The organism is Streptomyces sp. NPDC085932, assembly GCF_044540525.1.
GTDB lineage: Bacteria > Actinomycetota > Actinomycetes > Streptomycetales > Streptomycetaceae > Streptomyces > Streptomyces levis.
The window spans coordinates 1,418,484-1,435,215 of the sequence record NZ_JBITSJ010000002.1 but is presented as its reverse complement, the minus strand read 5'-3'; the positions used below and the strand labels follow the sequence as shown (position 1 = coordinate 1,435,215).

Genomic DNA, 16,732 nt, shown 5'->3' with positions numbered 1-16,732 from the left:
GATCGCGGTGCTCCGACCGCGTGAACGAGCTGCCGGGTGGGGCCTCCTCGTGTGGGACGGGAGGCCCCACCCGGTTTCTTCATGCCCTCATGCGCTCATGCCCTCGCGTCCTCATGCCTTGAGGGCGTCCAGGAGCCGGTCCACGTCCGCGGCGGTGTTGTACAGGTGGAACGCGGCCCGCAGGTTGCCCGCCCGGTCGGACACCTGAATGCCCGCCCGGCTGAGCTCGTCCTGCCGGTGGCCGAGCCCGGGCACGGACACGATCGCCGAGCCCGGGGCCGGCACCGGCGCGTGTCCCAGCTCGGCCAGACCGGCCCGGAAGCGGTCCGCGAGCCCGACGTCATGGGCGTGCACCACGTCGACGCCGATCTCCTCGACGAGTTCCAGGGAGGCGCGCAGCCCGGCGTGGCTGAACAGGGACGGGCTGATGTCGAACCGGCGCGCGGAGTGGGCGTGTTCCCGGACCGGGCCGTAGCAGCTGTCCCAGGGGACCTCGCCGGCCACCCAGCCGGCGAGCAGCGGGGTGAGCCCGCCGAAGTCCGGCGGGGCGACGAAGAACGCGGCGCCGTGCGGCCCGAGGAGCCACTTGAAACCGACGGCGGCGACGAAGTCGTCGGCGTCGCCGTCCATCGGCAGCCACCCGGCGGACTGGGAGGCGTCGACGTAGGTGCGCGCCCCGTGCCTGCGGGCCGCCTCGCGCACCGCGGGCAGGTCCGCGAGCCGGCCGTCGGCGGACTGGGCGCTGCTCACCGCGACCAGTGCGGTGCCGGGCCGGACCGACTCGGCGAGCCGTTCCAGGGGCACGGCCCGCACCTTGAGATCACCGCGCTCGTGGAACGGGTTCACCAGGGAGGCGAAGTCCGCCTCGGCGGTGAGGACTTCGGCCCCGGCGGGCAGCGAGGCGGCGATCAGGGCGCCGTACTCCGCGACCGACGCCCCGGTCGCGACCCGCTCGGCGGGCACACCGGCGAGCCGGGCGAAGCAGGCGCGGGCGGCCTCCACGTCCTCGTACAGGGGACCCAGGGGCACGCCCTCGGCCCGCATCCGCACCGCCTGCTGCACGGCGGTGACGGTACGGGCGGGCAGGAGCCCGTTGCTCGCGGTGTTGAGGTAGGTGTGCTTCGGGGCGAACTCGGCACGGACGAGGTTCTCGAAGGTCTCCATGGGACCACTCTGCGTCCGCTCGATCTCCCCGTCCATTGCCTCTTTCTTCGTGATGTCACCAAGAAACGCTTATGCATACGCGCTGAGCTGGGCGTATCAGCGCTGGGGCACCGCGCAGCCGTCCGGGCCGCAGGCGTCGGCGCCGTCCGTGGACCCGTCGGCCGCGCTGCCGACGGGCCGCAGTGGCGTGCGTTCGCCGTAGGCCTGGGCCAGGGCGCGGGCGAAGACCTCGGCGGGCTGGGCGCCGGAGACGCCGTACGTGCGGTCGAGGACGAAGAACGGCACCCCGTTGGCGCCGAGCTGTGCGGCCTCCCGCTCGTCGGCGCGGACCTCGTCGGCGTAGGCGCGTGGGTCGGCGAGCACCGCCCGCACGCCCTCCTCCGCCAGGCCGGCCGCGACGGCGAGTTCCACCAGGCGCTCGTCGTCGTCGAAGACGGACCGCTCGTCGGCGAAGTTGGCGCGGTACAGCAGGTCCAGCAGCCGCTCCTGGCGGCCGTGCTCCTTGGCCAGGTGCAGCAGGCGGTGCATGTCGAAAGTGCTGCCGTGGTCGCGGCCGCGGGTGCGGTAGTCGAGCCCCTCGGCGGCGGCCTGGGCACCCAGGTTGTCCTCACCGGCCTCGGCCTGCGCGGGGCTCATCCCGTACTTCTCGGTGAGCATGGTGATCACGGGCTGGACGTCGTCCTTGGCGCGCCCCGGGTCGAGCTCGAAGGAGCGGTGCACCACCTCGACCTCGTCGCGGTGCGGGAACTCCCGCAGCGCCTTCTCGAAGCGGGCCTTGCCCACGTAGCACCAGGGGCAGGCGATGTCGCTCCAGATCTCGACGCGCATGGCTTCGGCTCTCTCCGGCTCTCGGGGGACGGAGGCTCCCTCCGCCGCGTGCGTGAACGTTCAAGGAGAGCGTTTCATTCCGCGGGCAGGGCGAGCCGCATCCGCAGGTGATGGTCCCCCGGCTCCGCCGGTTCGCCCACCCAGCCCTGCCGCCGGTAGAAACCCTGGGCCCGCGGGTTGTCCACATGCACGTCGAGCAGGGCCGTCCGCCTGCGGTCGGCCTGCCACTCCTCCACACACGCGGCGTGCAGCGCGGAACCGACGCCGCGGCGCCAGTGGTCGGGGTCGACGTGGAACTGGAACAGCTTCACCTGGTCCCGCGGAGCGTCCTCGGGGGTGCGGAAGGACGCCAGGGCGATGATCCGCCCCGCCTCGACGACGCACAGCACCCGCCCGTCCGGCCGCGTGAGGGCGCCGCGCCAGGCGGCGGTCCAGTCCGTGCCGTCCTGCGGCACCCCGTCGGGGTAGTACGTCGCCCTGGCCCGCGCGTGCAGGGCGACGACCTGCTCCACCTCGGCGGGCAGCACGGTACGGATGACACGGCCGGGGGTCACTCTGTCCCTGATCATGGAACGGAGGACGTGCCCGGCCGGGAAGGCGGTTCCCGGCCCGCCCTCAGCTGCCGTCCCGCAGGTCGTCCGGCCAGTGCGGCCGGAACGCGATGTGGTCGTACGTCACCACACAGCCCTCCCCCATCGGCGACTGGGTCATGAAGCCGACCAGGGCCGCGGCCGTCTCCTTCTCGTCGCCGAGGGTGAACAGCCGGACGAAGGTCCAGCGTTCACCGTCGCGGGAGGCGTGGAAGGCGAAGGCGCGGCCGGTGCGGCTCACCCGGAGCCAGACGGAACTGCCGTCCACGGTGAAGGAGTTGGCGTCGTCCGAGTGGCCGCGGGTGACCACCGTGCAGACCGTGGGCACGTCCGGGGAGTACTCCAGGCAGAGCTTGGCCCAGGCCCGCTCGCCCACGTGCACGTAGAGCACCCCCGCGTCGAACGCCGCCGCGAACCCGACCGTGACCTTGGCGATCAGCTGGAAGTCCCCTTCGGGCGCTCCCAGCAGCCGCGGCGCGTCGGAGGCGGGCTCCAGCCCCTCCCCGGTGGGCGGCACGAACCGGTCCTGCCGGGCCCCGGCCCACCCGGTGAGCACACCGTCCTCATAGGTCCAGTGGGCCTCGGGCCCGTAGGAACGCAGCGGGAACGGCAGTTCGGGAAGTTCGAGATCCATTCGGCCCACTCTTCCAGACGCGTCCTTCAGGGGCGCGGGGAACGGCGCGACAGGCAACGACGCACTGGCACCCCGCGATTCCCCCGCACCCCCGCGACGCTCAGCGCTCCAGCCGCCCGTTGAACCGCCGCGGCAGCCCCAGCGGGTTCTCGTCCCGCAACTCCTGCGGCAGCAGCGCCTCCGGGGCGTTCTGATACACGACCGGCCGCAGCCACCGCTCGATCGCCGTCCCGCCCACCGACGTGGACGTCGACGTCGTCGCCGGGTACGGCCCGCCGTGATGCTGCGCCGGGGCGACGGCGACACCCGTCGGCCAGCCGTTCACCAGCACGCGTCCGGCCAGCGGTGTCAGCTCCTGCAGCAGTTCCGCGCCACGGCCCTGGCCGGCGGCCTCCTCCTCGGACAGCTGCACGGTCGCCGTCAGGTTGCCCGGCAGCCGCGACAGCACGGCCTTGACCTCGTCCTCGTCCTCGTAGCGGGCCACCACCGTGACCGGGCCGAAGCACTCCTCCAGGAGCAGGTCGTGCTCGCCCTCCCGGGCCAGCCTGCTCGCCGGGACGGTGAGGAAGCCGGCGCTGACGGTGTGCTCGCCGCCCGCTCCGGGCGTGACCGGGGACTCGACGTCGGGCAGCTCGGCCCGCTCGGCGACACCGGCGACGAAGTTGTCCCGCATGCGGTGGTCGAGCAGGACCCCGGCGTCGGTGTCGCTGACGGCGTCGGTCAGCGACTTGAGCAGGGCGTCACCGGCGGCGCCGGACGGCGCGAGGACCAGGCCCGGCTTGACGCAGAACTGGCCGACGCCCAGCGTCATCGAACCGGCGAGGCCCGAGCCGATCGCCTCGGCCCGCTCGGCGGCGGCGGCCTCGGTGACGACGACCGGGTTCAGCGAACCCAGCTCGCCGTGGAAGGGGATCGGCACCGGTCGGGCGGCCGCCGCGTCGAACAGGGCCCGGCCGCCGCGCACGGAGCCGGTGAAGCCGGCCGCCGAGACCAGCGGATGCTTGATCAGCTCGACGCCGGCCTCGAAGCCGTGGACCAGGCCGACGACGCCCTCGGGGATGTCGTGCCGGGCGGCGGCGCGGCGCAGCACCTTGGCGACGTACTCGGACAGGGCAGGGTGGTCGGGGTGGGCCTTGACGACGACGGGGCAGCCGGCCGCGAGGGCGCTCGCGGTGTCGCCGCCGGCGACGGAGAAGGCGAAGGGGAAGTTCGAGGCCGAGTAGACGGCGACGACGCCGAGGGGCACCTTGTAGCGGCGCAGGTCCGGGATCGGCGGGGTGGCGGTGTCGTCCGGGTGGTTGATGACGACGTCGAGGAAGGCGCCCTCCTCGACGATGTCGGCGAAGGCCCGCAGCTGGTAGCAGGTGCGGGCGAGCTCGCCGGTCAGCCGGACCGGGCCGAGCGCGGTCTCGGCGTCGGCGGTCTCGACGAGTCCGTCCCTGGCCGCCTCCAGTTCCTCGGCCGCGCCGCGCAGGAAGGCCGCGCGGACGGTACGGTCCGCGAGCGAGCCGCGGGCCTCGTGCGCGGCACGGACGGCGGCGTCCACCTCCTGGGCTGTGGCCTCCACCGCAACCTGCTCGCGCTGCTTCCCGGTTCGGGGGTCGACACTCCAGACTGGTGCTGCTGCCACCGCGGGTCCCTCCACACATGTAATGCCGCAGTACTGGGTCATCCACCAGGGACGTTCGATATACTGAACGCTGTCTCCGATGATGAATACGCTGTGGAGACTATTTCCCGTCGAACGAAGGGGTCAAGGGCGATGTCGGCTGGCGAGACGGGCGGCGGGGCGCAGGTCAAGTCCGCGGTACGCACGGTTGAACTGCTCGAATACTTCGCCGGGCGTCCCGGTATGCACTCGCTCGCGGCGGTCCAGGAGGCCGTCGGGTATCCCAAGTCCAGCCTCTACATGCTGCTCCGCACGCTCGTCGAACTGGGCTGGGTGGAGACGGACGCGACCGGCACGCGCTACGGCATCGGCGTACGGGCCCTGCTGGTGGGCACGTCGTACATCGACGGCGACGAGGTCGTCGCGGCGGCCCGGCCGACCCTGGACCGGCTCTCGGACGACACCACGGAGACGATCCACCTCGCCCGCCTCGACGGCACCAACGTCGTCTACCTCGCCACCCGCCAGTCGCAGCACTACCTGCGGCCCTTCACCCGGGTCGGCCGCCGGCTGCCCGCGCACTCCACGTCCCTCGGCAAGGCCCTGCTGAGCACCTACTCCGACGAGCAGGTCCGCAAGATGCTCCCGGAGACGCTGCCCGCGCTGACCGAGAACACCATCACCGACCGGGAGAAGCTCATCGAGGAGCTGCACCAGGTGCGCGAGCAGGGCTTCGCCGTGGACCGCGAGGAGAACACGCTGGGACTGCGCTGCTTCGGCGTGGCCATCCCCTACCGCACCCCGGCGCGCGACGCGATCAGCTGCTCCGTGCCCGTGGCCCGGCTGACGCCCGCGCACGAACAGCTCGTGAAGGACGCCCTGTTCGACGCCCGGGACCGGCTGACCCTGGCCACCCGTAGGCTCTGAGGCATGAACGTCGAGCTGCGCGCGGTCCACGACAGCGATCTGCCGGTCTTCTTCCGGCAGCTGAACGACCCCGAGGCGCTCCACATGGCGGCCTTCACCCCGGCGGACCCGTCCGACCGAGACGCCTTCGAGGCGCACTGGGCCCGGATCCGCTCCTCCTCGGACGTGGTGCGCACGGTGCTGGCCGACGGTGACGTGGTCGGCAGCGCGGCGGTGTACGGAGTGCCGGGCGAGCGCGAGGTGACGTACTGGATCGACCGCGCGTACTGGGGCAAGGGCCTCGCCACGGCCGCTCTGCGGGCCCTGCTGGCGGAGGTTCCGGAGCGTCCCCTGTACGCCCGGGCGGCCTCGGACAACGCGGGATCGCTGCGGGTGCTGGAGAAGTGCGGGTTCCGTGCGGTGGCCTCGGCCAGCGGGTTCGCGCAGGCGCGGGGCACCGAGATCGAGGAGACGGTGCTGCTCCTGGAGGGCTGATCAGCCCGGGTCCTCCCCCGTCCGGCGGAGGCGGATCGTCGGCGCGCAGGAGGTGGTCCGGGACTCCGCCGCGGGAGGCTGGGCGCATGACGCAGTCGATCGCTCCCCGCGCAGTCGTCGGTCCGAGCCGCCCCCGGCGGATGCTCCGTGCCGTCGCCGTCGTCTCCTGCCTGCCGTACCTCGCGCTCAAGACCGCCTGGATCGCCGGAAGTCGGGTCGGGATACCGGAGGGCAGCGCACTGCTGGACGACCGGCTCGCCATGGCCGTGATCAACGCGCTCACCGTGCTGCTGGACAGTGCGGTGATCGTGCTGGCGCTGGGGCTGACCCGGCCGTGGGGGCTCAGGGTGCCGGCGTGGCTCGCGGCGTTCCCGGTCTGGGTCGCCACCGGGCTCCTCGCACCGATCATGGCGGGCTTCCCGGCACAGCTGCTCGTGCGGGCCTTCGGCGGGGGTGGTGCCGAGCCGGAGGGGCGGGACGCCTTCCTGGAGGAGTGGGTGTTCGCCGTGGTGTACACCGGCTTCGTCCTCCAAGGCCTCGCCCTGGGCGGGCTGTTCGCGCTCTACGCCCGGGACCGCTGGGGGCGGCTGTGGCGCGGGCGGGTGGGGGAACTGCCCGTCGGCACCCCCGGGTCGGCCCAGCGCGCACTCGCCGTCGCCGCCGCCCTCGCCGCGCTGCCGCCCCTCACGCTGCACGCGCTGTGGGCCTGCGGCGGCACCGCGGGACTCGGCGCGGGCCGGGCCGCAGAGCGCACCGGTGACTTCCACGTCCTGGAAGCCGTCTTCGTGTGCTTCCTGGCGGCGGCCGTCGCCGGAGCGCTGTCGCTCGCCTTCCGCCGGGGCCGGACCCTGCCCGTGTCGGTGCCGCTGGGCCTCACCTGGGTCGGATCGGGGGCCGCGGCCTGCTGGGGCGGCTGGCTCTCGCTCGCCTCCCTGGGCGGCGTGGCGGAGGTCGCGGACCGGCCCACGCCGCTGATGAGCCTCGCCCACGCCGGCCAGATGCTCGCCGGTCTCCTCGTCGCCGCCCTCGGCGCCCGCTTCCTCGCGGCGCGTGCGGCCACGACCGCGCGGCGGACGGCGTGAAGGGGGCCGCCCGGCTCCTGTTCGGCCGGCGGGCGCGGCTGCGCTGGGTGCACCTGATCCTCGGCGGCGCGCTCGCCATGCCGTACGTCCTGCTCGGCGAGGCGATCATCGGCCCGGCCACCGGCTCGCAGAACGTCTTCGGGTCCTTTCCGCTCCAGCTCGCCTCGTTCGGCGCGGGGCTGCCGATCGCCGCGGTCACGTCCCTGTTCCCGCTGACCCGGCCGCTGGAGGCCGCCGCCGTGCGCTGGCTGTGCGGCGTCGACGCGGACCGGCTGGCCAACGGACCGGCCCGCACACGCGGTGAGAAGGGACGCACGGCCGCCTGGTTCACGCTGCACCTCGGGGTCGGCGGGATCATCGCGGGCATGTCGCTGGCCCTGCCGCCGTTCGCCGCCGTGCTGATCGCGCTGCCGGTCTTCGCGGGACTGCGCGGCACCCGGCTCGGACTGCCCGAAGTCCTCGACCACCCCTGGGCGCCGGCCCTCGCCCCGGTCGTGGGCCTGGCCTCGCTGGTCGCGCTGGCGGGCTGTGCGGCCGGCTGCGGTGCCCTGCTGGCCCACTGGGCGCCGCGGCTGCTCGGGCCCACGCCCGAGGACCGGCTCGCCGCCGCCGAGGCGCGCGCCGCCGACCTCGCGGTGCGCAACCGGCTGGCCCGGGAGCTGCACGACTCCGTCGGGCACGCGCTGAGCGCGGTCACCCTGCAGGCGGGCGCGGCCCGCCGGGTGCTCGACTCCGACCCGGAGTTCGTGCGCGAGGCCCTCGCCGCGATCGAGGACACGACCCGGCGCACGGTGGGCGAACTCGACGCCGTGCTGGGCGTGCTGCGCGAGGGCGACGGACCGGGCACGGCCCCGGCGCCCACCCTCGCCGCCGACCTGGACGGCCTGCTGGCCCGGAGCAGGGCGGGAGGGCGGCGCGTGACCGCCACGATCGCCGCCGACCCCGGGGCGCTGCCCCCGCTGGTGTCCCGCGAGGCCTACCGGATCGTGCAGGAGGGGCTGAGCAACGCCCTCCGGCACGCCGGTGCGGGAGCCGCCGTGGACGTGCGCGTCGAGGTGGCGGACGGGGCGCTGGCGATCACCGTGGAGAACCCGGTCACCGGGCCGGCGGCCTCCCGTCCCGGCGGCGGGCACGGCCTGCGGGGCATCGCGGACCGGGCCCGGCTGCTGGGCGGTGCGATGACGGCGGGAACCACCGGACCCGCCGGGGAGATCTTCCGTCTGCACGTATGCCTGCCGTTGAAGGGACCCGCATGAGCCGCCCCGCCCCGATCCGCGTCGTCCTGGCCGACGACGAGCGCATGGTCCGCACCGCGCTGCGCGCCATCCTCTCCGCCGAGCCGGACCTGGAGGTGGCGGGTGAGGCGGCCACGGGTGCCGAGGCCGTCTCGGTCGTCCGCGACCTGCGCCCGGACGTCGTCCTGATGGACGTCCGGATGCCGGGCGTCGACGGCATCCGCGCCACCGAGCAGATCCTGGCCACTTCGTCCGAGCCGCCCCGGATCGTCGTCGTGACGACGTTCGAGAACGACTCCTACGTGTACGACGCGCTGCGCGCCGGTGCCGCCGGGTTCCTGCTCAAGCGGGCCGACGCGGACGCGCTCGTGCAGGCGGTCCGGCTGGTGGCGCGCAGCGACAGCCTGCTGTTCCCGGCGGCCGTACGCGCCCTCGCCACCGCGCACGCACGGGCGCACCTGGACCCGCCCGCGTGGGTGGCGAAGCTCACGGCACGCGAGGGCGAGGTGCTGCGGCACCTGGCGCGGGGGCTGACCAACGCCGAGATCGCCCGCCGGATGGAGGTCGGCCCGGCCACGGTGAAGTCGCACGTCGCGGCGGTCCTGGCCAAGACGGGCACCCGGGACCGCACGCAGGCGGTGATCGCGGCGTACGAGGCGGGCTTTCTGAACGGCGGATGAGAAAACGGGGCGGCCCGATGAGAATCCGGACGGACGGGAACGATCCGCCCCGCGTGGCTCGTCCTTCTGTTCGGCATGAACAAGACGATCAGGCGCGCCTCGCTCTTCACGCTGCTGCTGGTGCTGGCCCTGCTGGTCAGGGCGACCTGGGTGCAGTTCTACGAGGGCCGGGCGCTCGCAGACGACAAGGACAACCGGCGGAACGCCATCGAGACGTACTCGGCGCCGCTCGGGAACATCATCGTGGGCGGCCGGTCGGTCACGGGCTCGGCGCCGACGAAGACGGGCGACCTCAGATACAAGCGCACGTACACGGACGGCGAGCTGTACGCGGCGGTGACCGGCTACGCCTCGCAGGCCTACGCGCCGACCCAGCTGGAGGGCATCTACACCGACCTGCTCAACGGCACGGACCCCCGGCTGAAGTCGGTGCTGGACACGCTCACCGACCGGCGGGCCGACCCGGGCAACGTGGTGACGACGATCGACCCGGACGGGCAGAAGGCGGCGTACGACGCGCTCGGCGACAAGAAGGGCGGGGCCGTCGCCGTCGACCCCAAGACCGGGAGGATCCTGGCGGTGGTGTCGACGCCGTCGTACGACCCCTCGTCGCTGACCGACGCCAACACGGCCGGGGCCGCGTGGAAGAAGCTCACCACGGACCCGGACAAGCCGCTGACCAACCGGGCCCTGCGGCAGCCGCTGCCGCCCGGTTCGACGTTCAAGCTGGTCGTGGCCGCGGCGGCGCTGGAGGACGGGCTGTACGCGTCGGTGGACGAGCGCACCGACAGCCCGGATCCGTACACGCTGCCGGGCACCTCGCGGCAGCTGACCAACGAGAACCCGGACGCGCCCTGCACGAACGCCACGATCCGCACGGCGCTGGAGTACTCGTGCAACAACGTCTTCGCCAAGATGGCCGTGAAGCTCGGGCAGGACAAGGTCAGGGCGATGGCCGAGAAGTTCGGCTTCAACGACGAGGAGCAGGACGTGCCCGTCCGGGCCTACCCGAGCGTCTACCCGTCGGACATGTACCCGTCGGAGACGGCGCTGACCGGCATCGGCCAGTTCGACGTCACCGCCACGCCCCTGCAGATGGCCATGGTGTCGGCGGCCATCGCCAACGGCGGCAAGCTGGTCTCGCCGCACATGGTCGCGCAGATCACCGACAGCGGCGGTGACGTGCTGCAGGACTACGACGACGAGGCCGGCACGAAGGAGATCCTCTCCTCCTCGACCGCCGAGCAGTTGCAGTCGGCGATGCGGACGGTCGTGGAGCGGGGCACGGGCACCAACGCGCAGGTCCCGGGCGCGACCGTGGGCGGCAAGACGGGCACGGCCCAGCACGGTGAGAACAACAGCCAGGTGCCGTACGCCTGGTTCACCTCGTACGGGAAGTCCGGCGGCAAGGAGGTCGCCGTGGCGGTGGTCGTGGAGCAGTCCGACGCGGCCCGCTCGGAGGTCAGCGGCAACGGCCTCGCGGCCCCGGTCGCGAAGGCGATGATGCAAGCGGCGCTGAAGGACTGAACCCCGGCGGCGCGAAAGCCGTCTGTACCAGCGACGGGCCGCCCCCTTCCCCCCGGGGGCGGCCCGTCGCCGTCACTTCGCGCCCAGGAGCTGCTCGATCGGGTCGATCGCGAAGTACACCAGGAACAGCGCCGAGGTCGCCCACAGCAGCCAGTGCACCTCCCTGGCCTTGCCGAGGACGGTCTTGATGACCACGTAGGCGAGGAAGCCGGCGCCGATGCCGTTGGTGATGGAGTAGGTGAACGGCATCACGGCGATGGTGAGGAACGCGGGCACGGCGATGTCGTAGCGGTCCCAGTCGATGTGCTTGACCTGGGTCATCATCAGGAAGCCGACGGCGACCAGGGCGGGCGCGGCCGCCTGCAGCGGGACGATGGTCAGCAGCGGGGTCAGGAACAGGGCGAGAGCGAACAGGCCGCCGGTGACCAGGTTGGAGAAGCCGGTGCGCGCGCCCTCGCCGACGCCGGCCGCGGACTCGATGTAGGAGGTCGCGGAGGAGGCGGAGGCGGCTCCGCCCGCGACGGCGGCGGCGCCGTCGATGAGCAGTACCCGGCCGAGGTTCGGGACCTTGCCCTCCTCGTCGAGCAGACCGGCCTCGGCGCTGACGCCGACGACCGTGCCCATGGTGTCGAAGAAGTCGGACAGGATCAGCGTGAAGATCAGCAGGACGACGGTGACGACACCGACGCCGGGGGCGCCGAAGGCGCCGAACAGGTCGAAGTCGCCGAGGAGTCCGAAGTCGGGGGCGTCGACGATCGAGTCGGGCCAGGACGGTGTGGTCAGCCCCCAGGTCTTGATGTCGGCGATGGAGTCGATCACTATCGCCACGGCCGTCATGGTGACGATGCTGATCAGGATGGCGCCCTTGACCTTGCGCGCGAGCAGGGCGACCGTCAGCAGCACGCCGAGGCAGAAGACGAGCATCGGCCAGCCGGCGAGGGTCCCGGTGCCGCCGAGCTGCACGGGCACGGTGGTGTTCGCGGCGTCCGGGATGCGGCTGACGAACCCGGCGTCGACGAAGCCGATGAAGGCGATGAACAGGCCGATGCCGACGCTGATCGCCTGCTTCAGCGGCTGGGGGATGGCGTGCATGACGGCCTCGCGCAGCCCGGTCACCACCAGCACGCAGATCAGCAGGCCTTCGAGGACGATCAGGCCCATCGCGTCGTCCCAGGTCATCAGCGGCGCGATCTGGAAGGCGACCACGGCGTTCAGGCCGAGTCCGGCGGCGAGGGCGAGGGGGAGGTTGCCTGCGACACCCATGATGATCGTCATGACCGCGGCCACCAGGGCGGTGGCGGTGGTCAGTTGGACGGCGTCCAGCTGCTGCCCGGTCCTGTCCTTCGCGCTGCCCAGGATGATGGGATTCAGCACGAGGATGTAGGCCATCGTGAAGAAGGTGGCGAAGCCGCCGCGTATCTCCCGGCCGAGGGTGGAGCCCCGCTCGGAGATCCGGAAGAACCGGTCGACGTTGTGTGCGGGGGGCGGGCCGGCGGCCGGCCGGTCGGTGACCTGCTGCGGTTCGGACATCGTGCGTGCTCCTCGGTGCCGGGTGATCGGTGTGCGGATGCTGGCCGGATTGTGCCCGTGCCGAACCCGGTTCGGGTTTTCTCCGTGTTACGGAATCGGAGTCCGGCGCGCCCTACCCCGTTCGAAGCTCCGTACGAACCGTTTCGAGATCGCTGCTACGCTTCCGGATCTCGTCCGGACCCCCTCCGGATGATCACATGTCATCTCCATGACACTCACAGGGCGTCCCGTCCGGGAGTGCCCGCAGCCGCTGCGAGGAGAGGTCGCCCGTGGGCACAGTCGTCGACGACGCCGCCTCCGCGGAGTTCCACGCCTTCTTCGAGCGCCACTACGCCGAACTGTCCCGGCTGGCCCACCTGTTGACGGGCGAGCCGGACACCGCCGACGACCTGGCGGCGGACGCCCTGCTGGCGCTGTGGCACCGCTGGGACCGGGTGCGCGCGGCCGACCATCCGGCGGCGTACGCGCGCGGGGTGGTGGCCAACCTGGCCCGCAGCCGCATCCGCAGCGCGGTGCGCGAGCGGCGGCGGATCGCGCTGTTCTGGTCGCAGCGCGAGGAGAACACCGAGAACCCGGACGTCGCGGGCGTGGTCGACGTGCAGGAGGCCCTGCGCCGGCTGCCGTTCCGCAAGCGGGCCTGTGTGGTGCTGCGGCACGCCTTCGACCTCTCGGAGAAGGACACCGCGCTCGCCCTCGGCGTCTCGGTGGGTACGGTGAAGAGCCAGACCTCGAAGGGGATGGCCGAACTCCAGCGGTTGCTGGGCACGCAGGGGCTGCCGCAGCGGATGCACGCGGCGCTGGGCGCACCCCGCCGCTCGCCCGCCGTGGACGGCGTGCGCGCCGGTGAGGGCGGAGGAAGGGACCGATGACGATGCGGCGGGACGTGCACGAGGAGCTGCGCGCCCGGCTGCAGGAGGCGGCCGGAGGACACCGGCCCGACCGGGAGCGGATCCTGGCCCGGGTCGAGCGCGGGATGGCCGCTCCGGCCGGTGCGGGCCATCGGGCGGCGCGTCCGCCGGTGTTCGGCTGGATGCGGGTGGTGGGCGCGACGGCGGCGGTGGCGGGCGTACTGGCGGTGGGCGGGTACGCGGTCGCGTCGGCGGTGAGGGAGGAGGCGGCCCCGCGGCAGCGGGAGGTGGCGACGTCACCGACGCCCGCCCCGTCGCCCGAGACGTCGAGCCGGGCGCCCGCACCGCCGGTGGACCCGGCGCCGAGCAGCCCGCCCGAGCAGCGGGAGCCGAGCAGCCCGCCGCCCTCGCGCACGCCGAGCCCCTCCGCCCCGCAGCGGGCACCGGCCGCGGCCGAGGACGGGCCGCTGTGGTCGGACGGCTCGGTCGACCCGCACAGCAACGACTTCTGGGCGCAGAGCAACGTCACACTCGAGAACCGTGAGCAACTGACCGCGCTGACGGTGCGGTTGCGGATCGCGCAGACCGGCGGTGTCTCCGACGCGGGCGCCTGGCGCTCCCTGCCCGAGGGCGACTTCACGTTCACGGTCGCCGAGGCGGACGGCTTCCTCGTCTACACCTGGACGCTCAAGAAGGGCCGCACCGTCCCGGCGGGCGAGTGGGTGTTCGCGGGGCAGTACGACCACGACCGCGGCGGCCGCGACGCGGGCGCGGACCGCTACGCGGTGACGGCCGCGACGGGCTCCGCGCACCTGTCCGTGGGCGGCGGTTTCGCCGCCGGGGACGACGGCGACGGCGACTCGTGAAAAAGACCGGAAGACGCGGCAACCCTTTCCTCACCGGTGGCGACCACTTCACGCGAGAGTCACCAGCCATCTGAGGAATCGGTACATGACTGCACCTGGCAAGGAGCCCATGGAGCCGAAGCCGGCCGGACCGGACGGCGAGACCTGCGCGTTCGCCGCCTCGGACATCAAGTACCCGTAGGCACCGCCCCTGCCTGACTCCGGCCGGCCCCGGTCCCCCCTTGGGCCCGCCGGACGCCGGACGTCCGGCCCCCCAGTCGGACGTCCCGGCACCACGACCCTCCGGAGCCCCCCTCCGGACGGTCGGACGGCACCGGCCGAGCCCCCCTCGGCCGGTTCGCCGGGCGCCCCCGCCGGTTCGCACCCGGCGGGGGCGCCGTCGTGTGCGGCACACCGCCGGCGGTTTCGAAATTTTCGGAAACTCCGGTCCCTCCTCCACCCGTTGACGCCCCTCTCCCCTTTGGTGACACTCCGAGGGCCGCCACCCAACAGAATCCCCCATACTCCGACAGGAAGTGTCATGCGTCCCCGCATCGCCCGCACGCTCCTGCTTCCGTTCCTGGCCCTGTCCGGCCTCCTGCTGACCCTCCTCACGGCCCCGCCCAGCACCGCAGACCCCGGAGCCCCATCCGTGAAGCGACCCCAGTACGCCGGATACCTCTTCGCCTACTTCACGGGCGAGGGCACCGCCGACGGCGAGCAGATCCGCTACGCCCTCAGCCGGGGCAACGACGCGCTGCACTGGCGCGAGCTGAACGCCGGCCAGCCGGTGCTGACCTCCACGATCGGCGAGAAGGGCCTGCGCGACCCGTTCGTCATCCGCTCCCCCGAGGGCGACAAGTTCTACCTGATCGCCACCGACCTGCGGATGTACGGGAACTCCAGCGGCAGCTGGGACCAGGTCCAGCGGCACGGCAGCAAGTCGATCATGGTGTGGGAGTCCACCGACCTGGTGCACTGGACCGATCAGCGCCTGGTGAGGGTCTCCCCCGGCAACGCGGGCAACACCTGGGCCCCGGAGGCCTACTGGGACGACGAGCTCGACGCGTACGTCGTCTTCTGGGCGTCGAAGCTGTACGCCGACGACGACCCGGAGCACCGGGGCGAGACGTACAACAAGATGCTGTACGCGACCACGAAGGACTTCCGCACCTTCAGCGAGCCGAAGGTCTGGAACGACCCGGGGTACTCGGTGATCGACTCGACGGTGGTCGAGTACCAGGACGAGTACTACCGCTACACCAAGGACGAGCGGGACCCCGGCTCCGCCGGCCCCTGCTCCAAGTTCATCACCGGCGAGAAGTCCACCTCCCTGACGTCGACGACGTACGACTTCGTGGCCGACTGCATCGGCAGGGGCGCGATGGACCGCGGCGAGGGCCCCACGGTGTTCAAGTCGAACACCGAGAAGAAGTGGTACCTGTTCATCGACGAGTACGGCGGCCGCGGGTACCTCCCCTTCGAGACCACCGACCTCGCCTCCGGCAGGTGGACCCCGTCGACGGACTACCGGCTCCCGGCGAGCCCCCGGCACGGCACGGTCCTGCCGGTGACCCAGGAGGAGTACGACCGCCTGCTGACCGCCTACCCGGCCACCTCCACCTCGGTGACGGACGCGACGGCGAAGCACCAGAAGGGCTACGCGGTCGTCACCGACAGCGCATCGAAGGTGGTGCTGCCGATGCAGCCGGGCGCCGACCTGCGGCGCCTCGCCCCGAAGCTGTGGGTCGGCCAGGGCGCCACGCTGAGCCCGAGGTCCGGCACCCGCCGGGACTTCCGCAGGCCGCAGACGTACACGGTGACGGCCGCCGACGGCACGAAGCGGACCTGGACGGTGGAGGCGGTCCACACCCGCAGCCCGCTGCTGCCCGGCCTCAACGCCGACCCGGACGTGCACTACCTCAACGGCCGCTACTGGATCTACCCCACGACCGACGGCTTCCAGGGCTGGAGCGGCACGCGGTTCAAGGCGTACTCGTCGAAGGACCTCGTCCACTGGAAGGACCACGGCGTCGTCCTCGACCTCGGACCCGACGTGAGCTGGGCCGACAGATACGCCTGGGCGCCCGCGATCGCCGAGCGGAACGGGAAGTACTACTTCTACTTCTGCGCCGAGCAGCAGATCGGCGTGGCGGTGGCCGACTCCCCCGCCGGCCCCTTCGAGGACGCGCTCGGCAAGCCGCTGATCGCCAAGGGCGGATCGCTGCAGGGCCAGATGATCGACCCCGCGGTCTTCACGGACGACGACGGCCGGGCCTACCTGTACTGGGGCAACGGCCGCGGGTACGTGGTGCCGCTCGCCGACGACATGGTGTCGTTCGACGCGTCGAAGGTGCGGGACATCACCCCGGCGAACTTCCGCGAGGGCTCCTTCGTGATCAAGCGGAAGGGCACGTACTACTTCATGTGGTCGCAGGACGACACCCGCAGCGAGAACTACCACGTGGCGTACGCGACCGGGCCGTCCCCGCTCGGCCCGTGGACCGAGCGCGGGACGATCCTGCGGAAGCGGCCCGAGTACGGCATCCTCGGCACCGGTCACCACTCGGTGGTGAACACCCCCGGCACCGACGACTGGTACGTGGTCTACCACCGCTTCGCCCTCGACGGCCCCGGCAGGCCGGGCGGTGACGGCACGCACCGCGAGACGACCGTCGACCGCCTCCGTTTCGCGGCCGACGGCGGCATCGAGCCCGTGGTGCCGACGCTGGAGGGCGTCGACCCGGTCCGGCGGTGAG

15 protein-coding genes are annotated in these 16,732 nt (G+C 72.7%); 9 read left to right on the top strand and 6 right to left on the bottom strand.

Annotation, left to right across the window (positions count from 1 at the left end; translation table 11 throughout):
• Positions 1 to 111: 111 nt before the first annotated feature.
• The 5 genes from ACIGAQ_RS15615 to ACIGAQ_RS15595 all read right to left on the bottom strand — a co-directional run bounded on the left by ACIGAQ_RS15615 (position 112) and on the right by ACIGAQ_RS15595 (position 4,846).
• Complete coding sequence (locus tag ACIGAQ_RS15615; protein ID WP_362282025.1) at positions 112 to 1,164, bottom strand: aminotransferase class V-fold PLP-dependent enzyme; 1,053 nt, start codon at positions 1,162 to 1,164, stop codon at positions 112 to 114.
• A gap of 96 nt (positions 1,165 to 1,260) precedes the next feature.
• Positions 1,261 to 1,992, bottom strand: a complete 732-nt coding sequence (locus ACIGAQ_RS15610) for a DsbA family oxidoreductase (RefSeq protein WP_311683789.1) — start codon at positions 1,990 to 1,992, stop codon at positions 1,261 to 1,263.
• Positions 1,993 to 2,066: 74 nt separating this feature from the next.
• Positions 2,067 to 2,561, bottom strand: coding sequence for a GNAT family N-acetyltransferase (locus ACIGAQ_RS15605; protein WP_399782962.1), 495 nt, complete (start codon positions 2,559 to 2,561; stop codon positions 2,067 to 2,069).
• Between the two features lie 46 nt (positions 2,562 to 2,607).
• Positions 2,608 to 3,216, bottom strand: coding sequence for a DUF1349 domain-containing protein (locus ACIGAQ_RS15600; protein ID WP_311683785.1), 609 nt, complete (start codon positions 3,214 to 3,216; stop codon positions 2,608 to 2,610).
• 100 nt (positions 3,217 to 3,316) lie between these two features.
• Positions 3,317 to 4,846, bottom strand: coding sequence for an aldehyde dehydrogenase (NADP(+)) (locus tag ACIGAQ_RS15595; RefSeq protein WP_311683783.1), 1,530 nt, complete (start codon positions 4,844 to 4,846; stop codon positions 3,317 to 3,319).
• Positions 4,847 to 4,978: 132 nt separating this feature from the next.
• Between ACIGAQ_RS15595 and ACIGAQ_RS15590 the strand changes: the two genes are divergently transcribed.
• The 6 genes from ACIGAQ_RS15590 to ACIGAQ_RS15565 all read left to right on the top strand — a co-directional run bounded on the left by ACIGAQ_RS15590 (position 4,979) and on the right by ACIGAQ_RS15565 (position 10,750).
• Positions 4,979 to 5,752 carry an IclR family transcriptional regulator gene (locus ACIGAQ_RS15590; protein WP_010037854.1) on the top strand — a complete coding sequence of 258 codons (774 nt, stop codon included), beginning with the start codon at positions 4,979 to 4,981 and terminating at the stop codon, positions 5,750 to 5,752.
• 3 nt (positions 5,753 to 5,755) lie between these two features.
• Positions 5,756 to 6,226 (top strand): GNAT family N-acetyltransferase, encoded by a 471-nt coding sequence (locus tag ACIGAQ_RS15585; protein ID WP_311683779.1) that lies wholly within the window; start codon positions 5,756 to 5,758, stop codon positions 6,224 to 6,226.
• A gap of 86 nt (positions 6,227 to 6,312) precedes the next feature.
• Positions 6,313 to 7,308, top strand: coding sequence for a hypothetical protein (locus ACIGAQ_RS15580; RefSeq protein WP_399782957.1), 996 nt, complete (start codon positions 6,313 to 6,315; stop codon positions 7,306 to 7,308).
• Positions 7,305 to 8,564, top strand: coding sequence for a sensor histidine kinase (locus tag ACIGAQ_RS15575; protein ID WP_399782954.1), 1,260 nt, complete (start codon positions 7,305 to 7,307; stop codon positions 8,562 to 8,564). Before ACIGAQ_RS15580 ends, ACIGAQ_RS15575 begins: the two co-directional genes overlap by 4 nt.
• Positions 8,561 to 9,223 carry a response regulator gene (locus tag ACIGAQ_RS15570; RefSeq protein WP_399782951.1) on the top strand — a complete coding sequence of 221 codons (663 nt, stop codon included), beginning with the start codon at positions 8,561 to 8,563 and terminating at the stop codon, positions 9,221 to 9,223. Before ACIGAQ_RS15575 ends, ACIGAQ_RS15570 begins: the two co-directional genes overlap by 4 nt.
• 75 nt (positions 9,224 to 9,298) lie before the next feature.
• On the top strand, positions 9,299 to 10,750 hold the full coding sequence (locus ACIGAQ_RS15565; protein WP_399782948.1) for a peptidoglycan D,D-transpeptidase FtsI family protein: 1,452 nt from the start codon (positions 9,299 to 9,301) through the stop codon (positions 10,748 to 10,750).
• Between the two features lie 72 nt (positions 10,751 to 10,822).
• Here the strand turns inward: ACIGAQ_RS15565 and ACIGAQ_RS15560 are convergent, their stop codons facing one another.
• The gene (locus tag ACIGAQ_RS15560) at positions 10,823 to 12,280 is read right to left on the bottom strand and encodes an NCS2 family permease (protein ID WP_399782946.1); all 1,458 of its coding nucleotides are present in this window, start codon (positions 12,278 to 12,280) and stop codon (positions 10,823 to 10,825) included.
• A gap of 269 nt (positions 12,281 to 12,549) precedes the next feature.
• On the opposite strand from ACIGAQ_RS15560, the gene ACIGAQ_RS15555 reads away from it, so the two are divergent.
• The 3 genes from ACIGAQ_RS15555 (at position 12,550) to ACIGAQ_RS15545 (ending at position 16,731) form a co-directional block, all read left to right on the top strand.
• The gene (locus tag ACIGAQ_RS15555; RefSeq protein ID WP_399782943.1) at positions 12,550 to 13,149 is read left to right on the top strand and encodes a SigE family RNA polymerase sigma factor; all 600 of its coding nucleotides are present in this window, start codon (positions 12,550 to 12,552) and stop codon (positions 13,147 to 13,149) included.
• Positions 13,146 to 13,994, top strand: coding sequence for a hypothetical protein (locus tag ACIGAQ_RS15550; protein ID WP_399782940.1), 849 nt, complete (start codon positions 13,146 to 13,148; stop codon positions 13,992 to 13,994). The genes ACIGAQ_RS15555 and ACIGAQ_RS15550 overlap by 4 nt, the downstream gene beginning before the upstream one ends.
• A gap of 520 nt (positions 13,995 to 14,514) precedes the next feature.
• On the top strand, positions 14,515 to 16,731 hold the full coding sequence (locus ACIGAQ_RS15545; RefSeq protein WP_399782937.1) for a family 43 glycosylhydrolase: 2,217 nt from the start codon (positions 14,515 to 14,517) through the stop codon (positions 16,729 to 16,731).
• The last annotated feature ends 1 nt before the right edge of the window (position 16,732 follow it).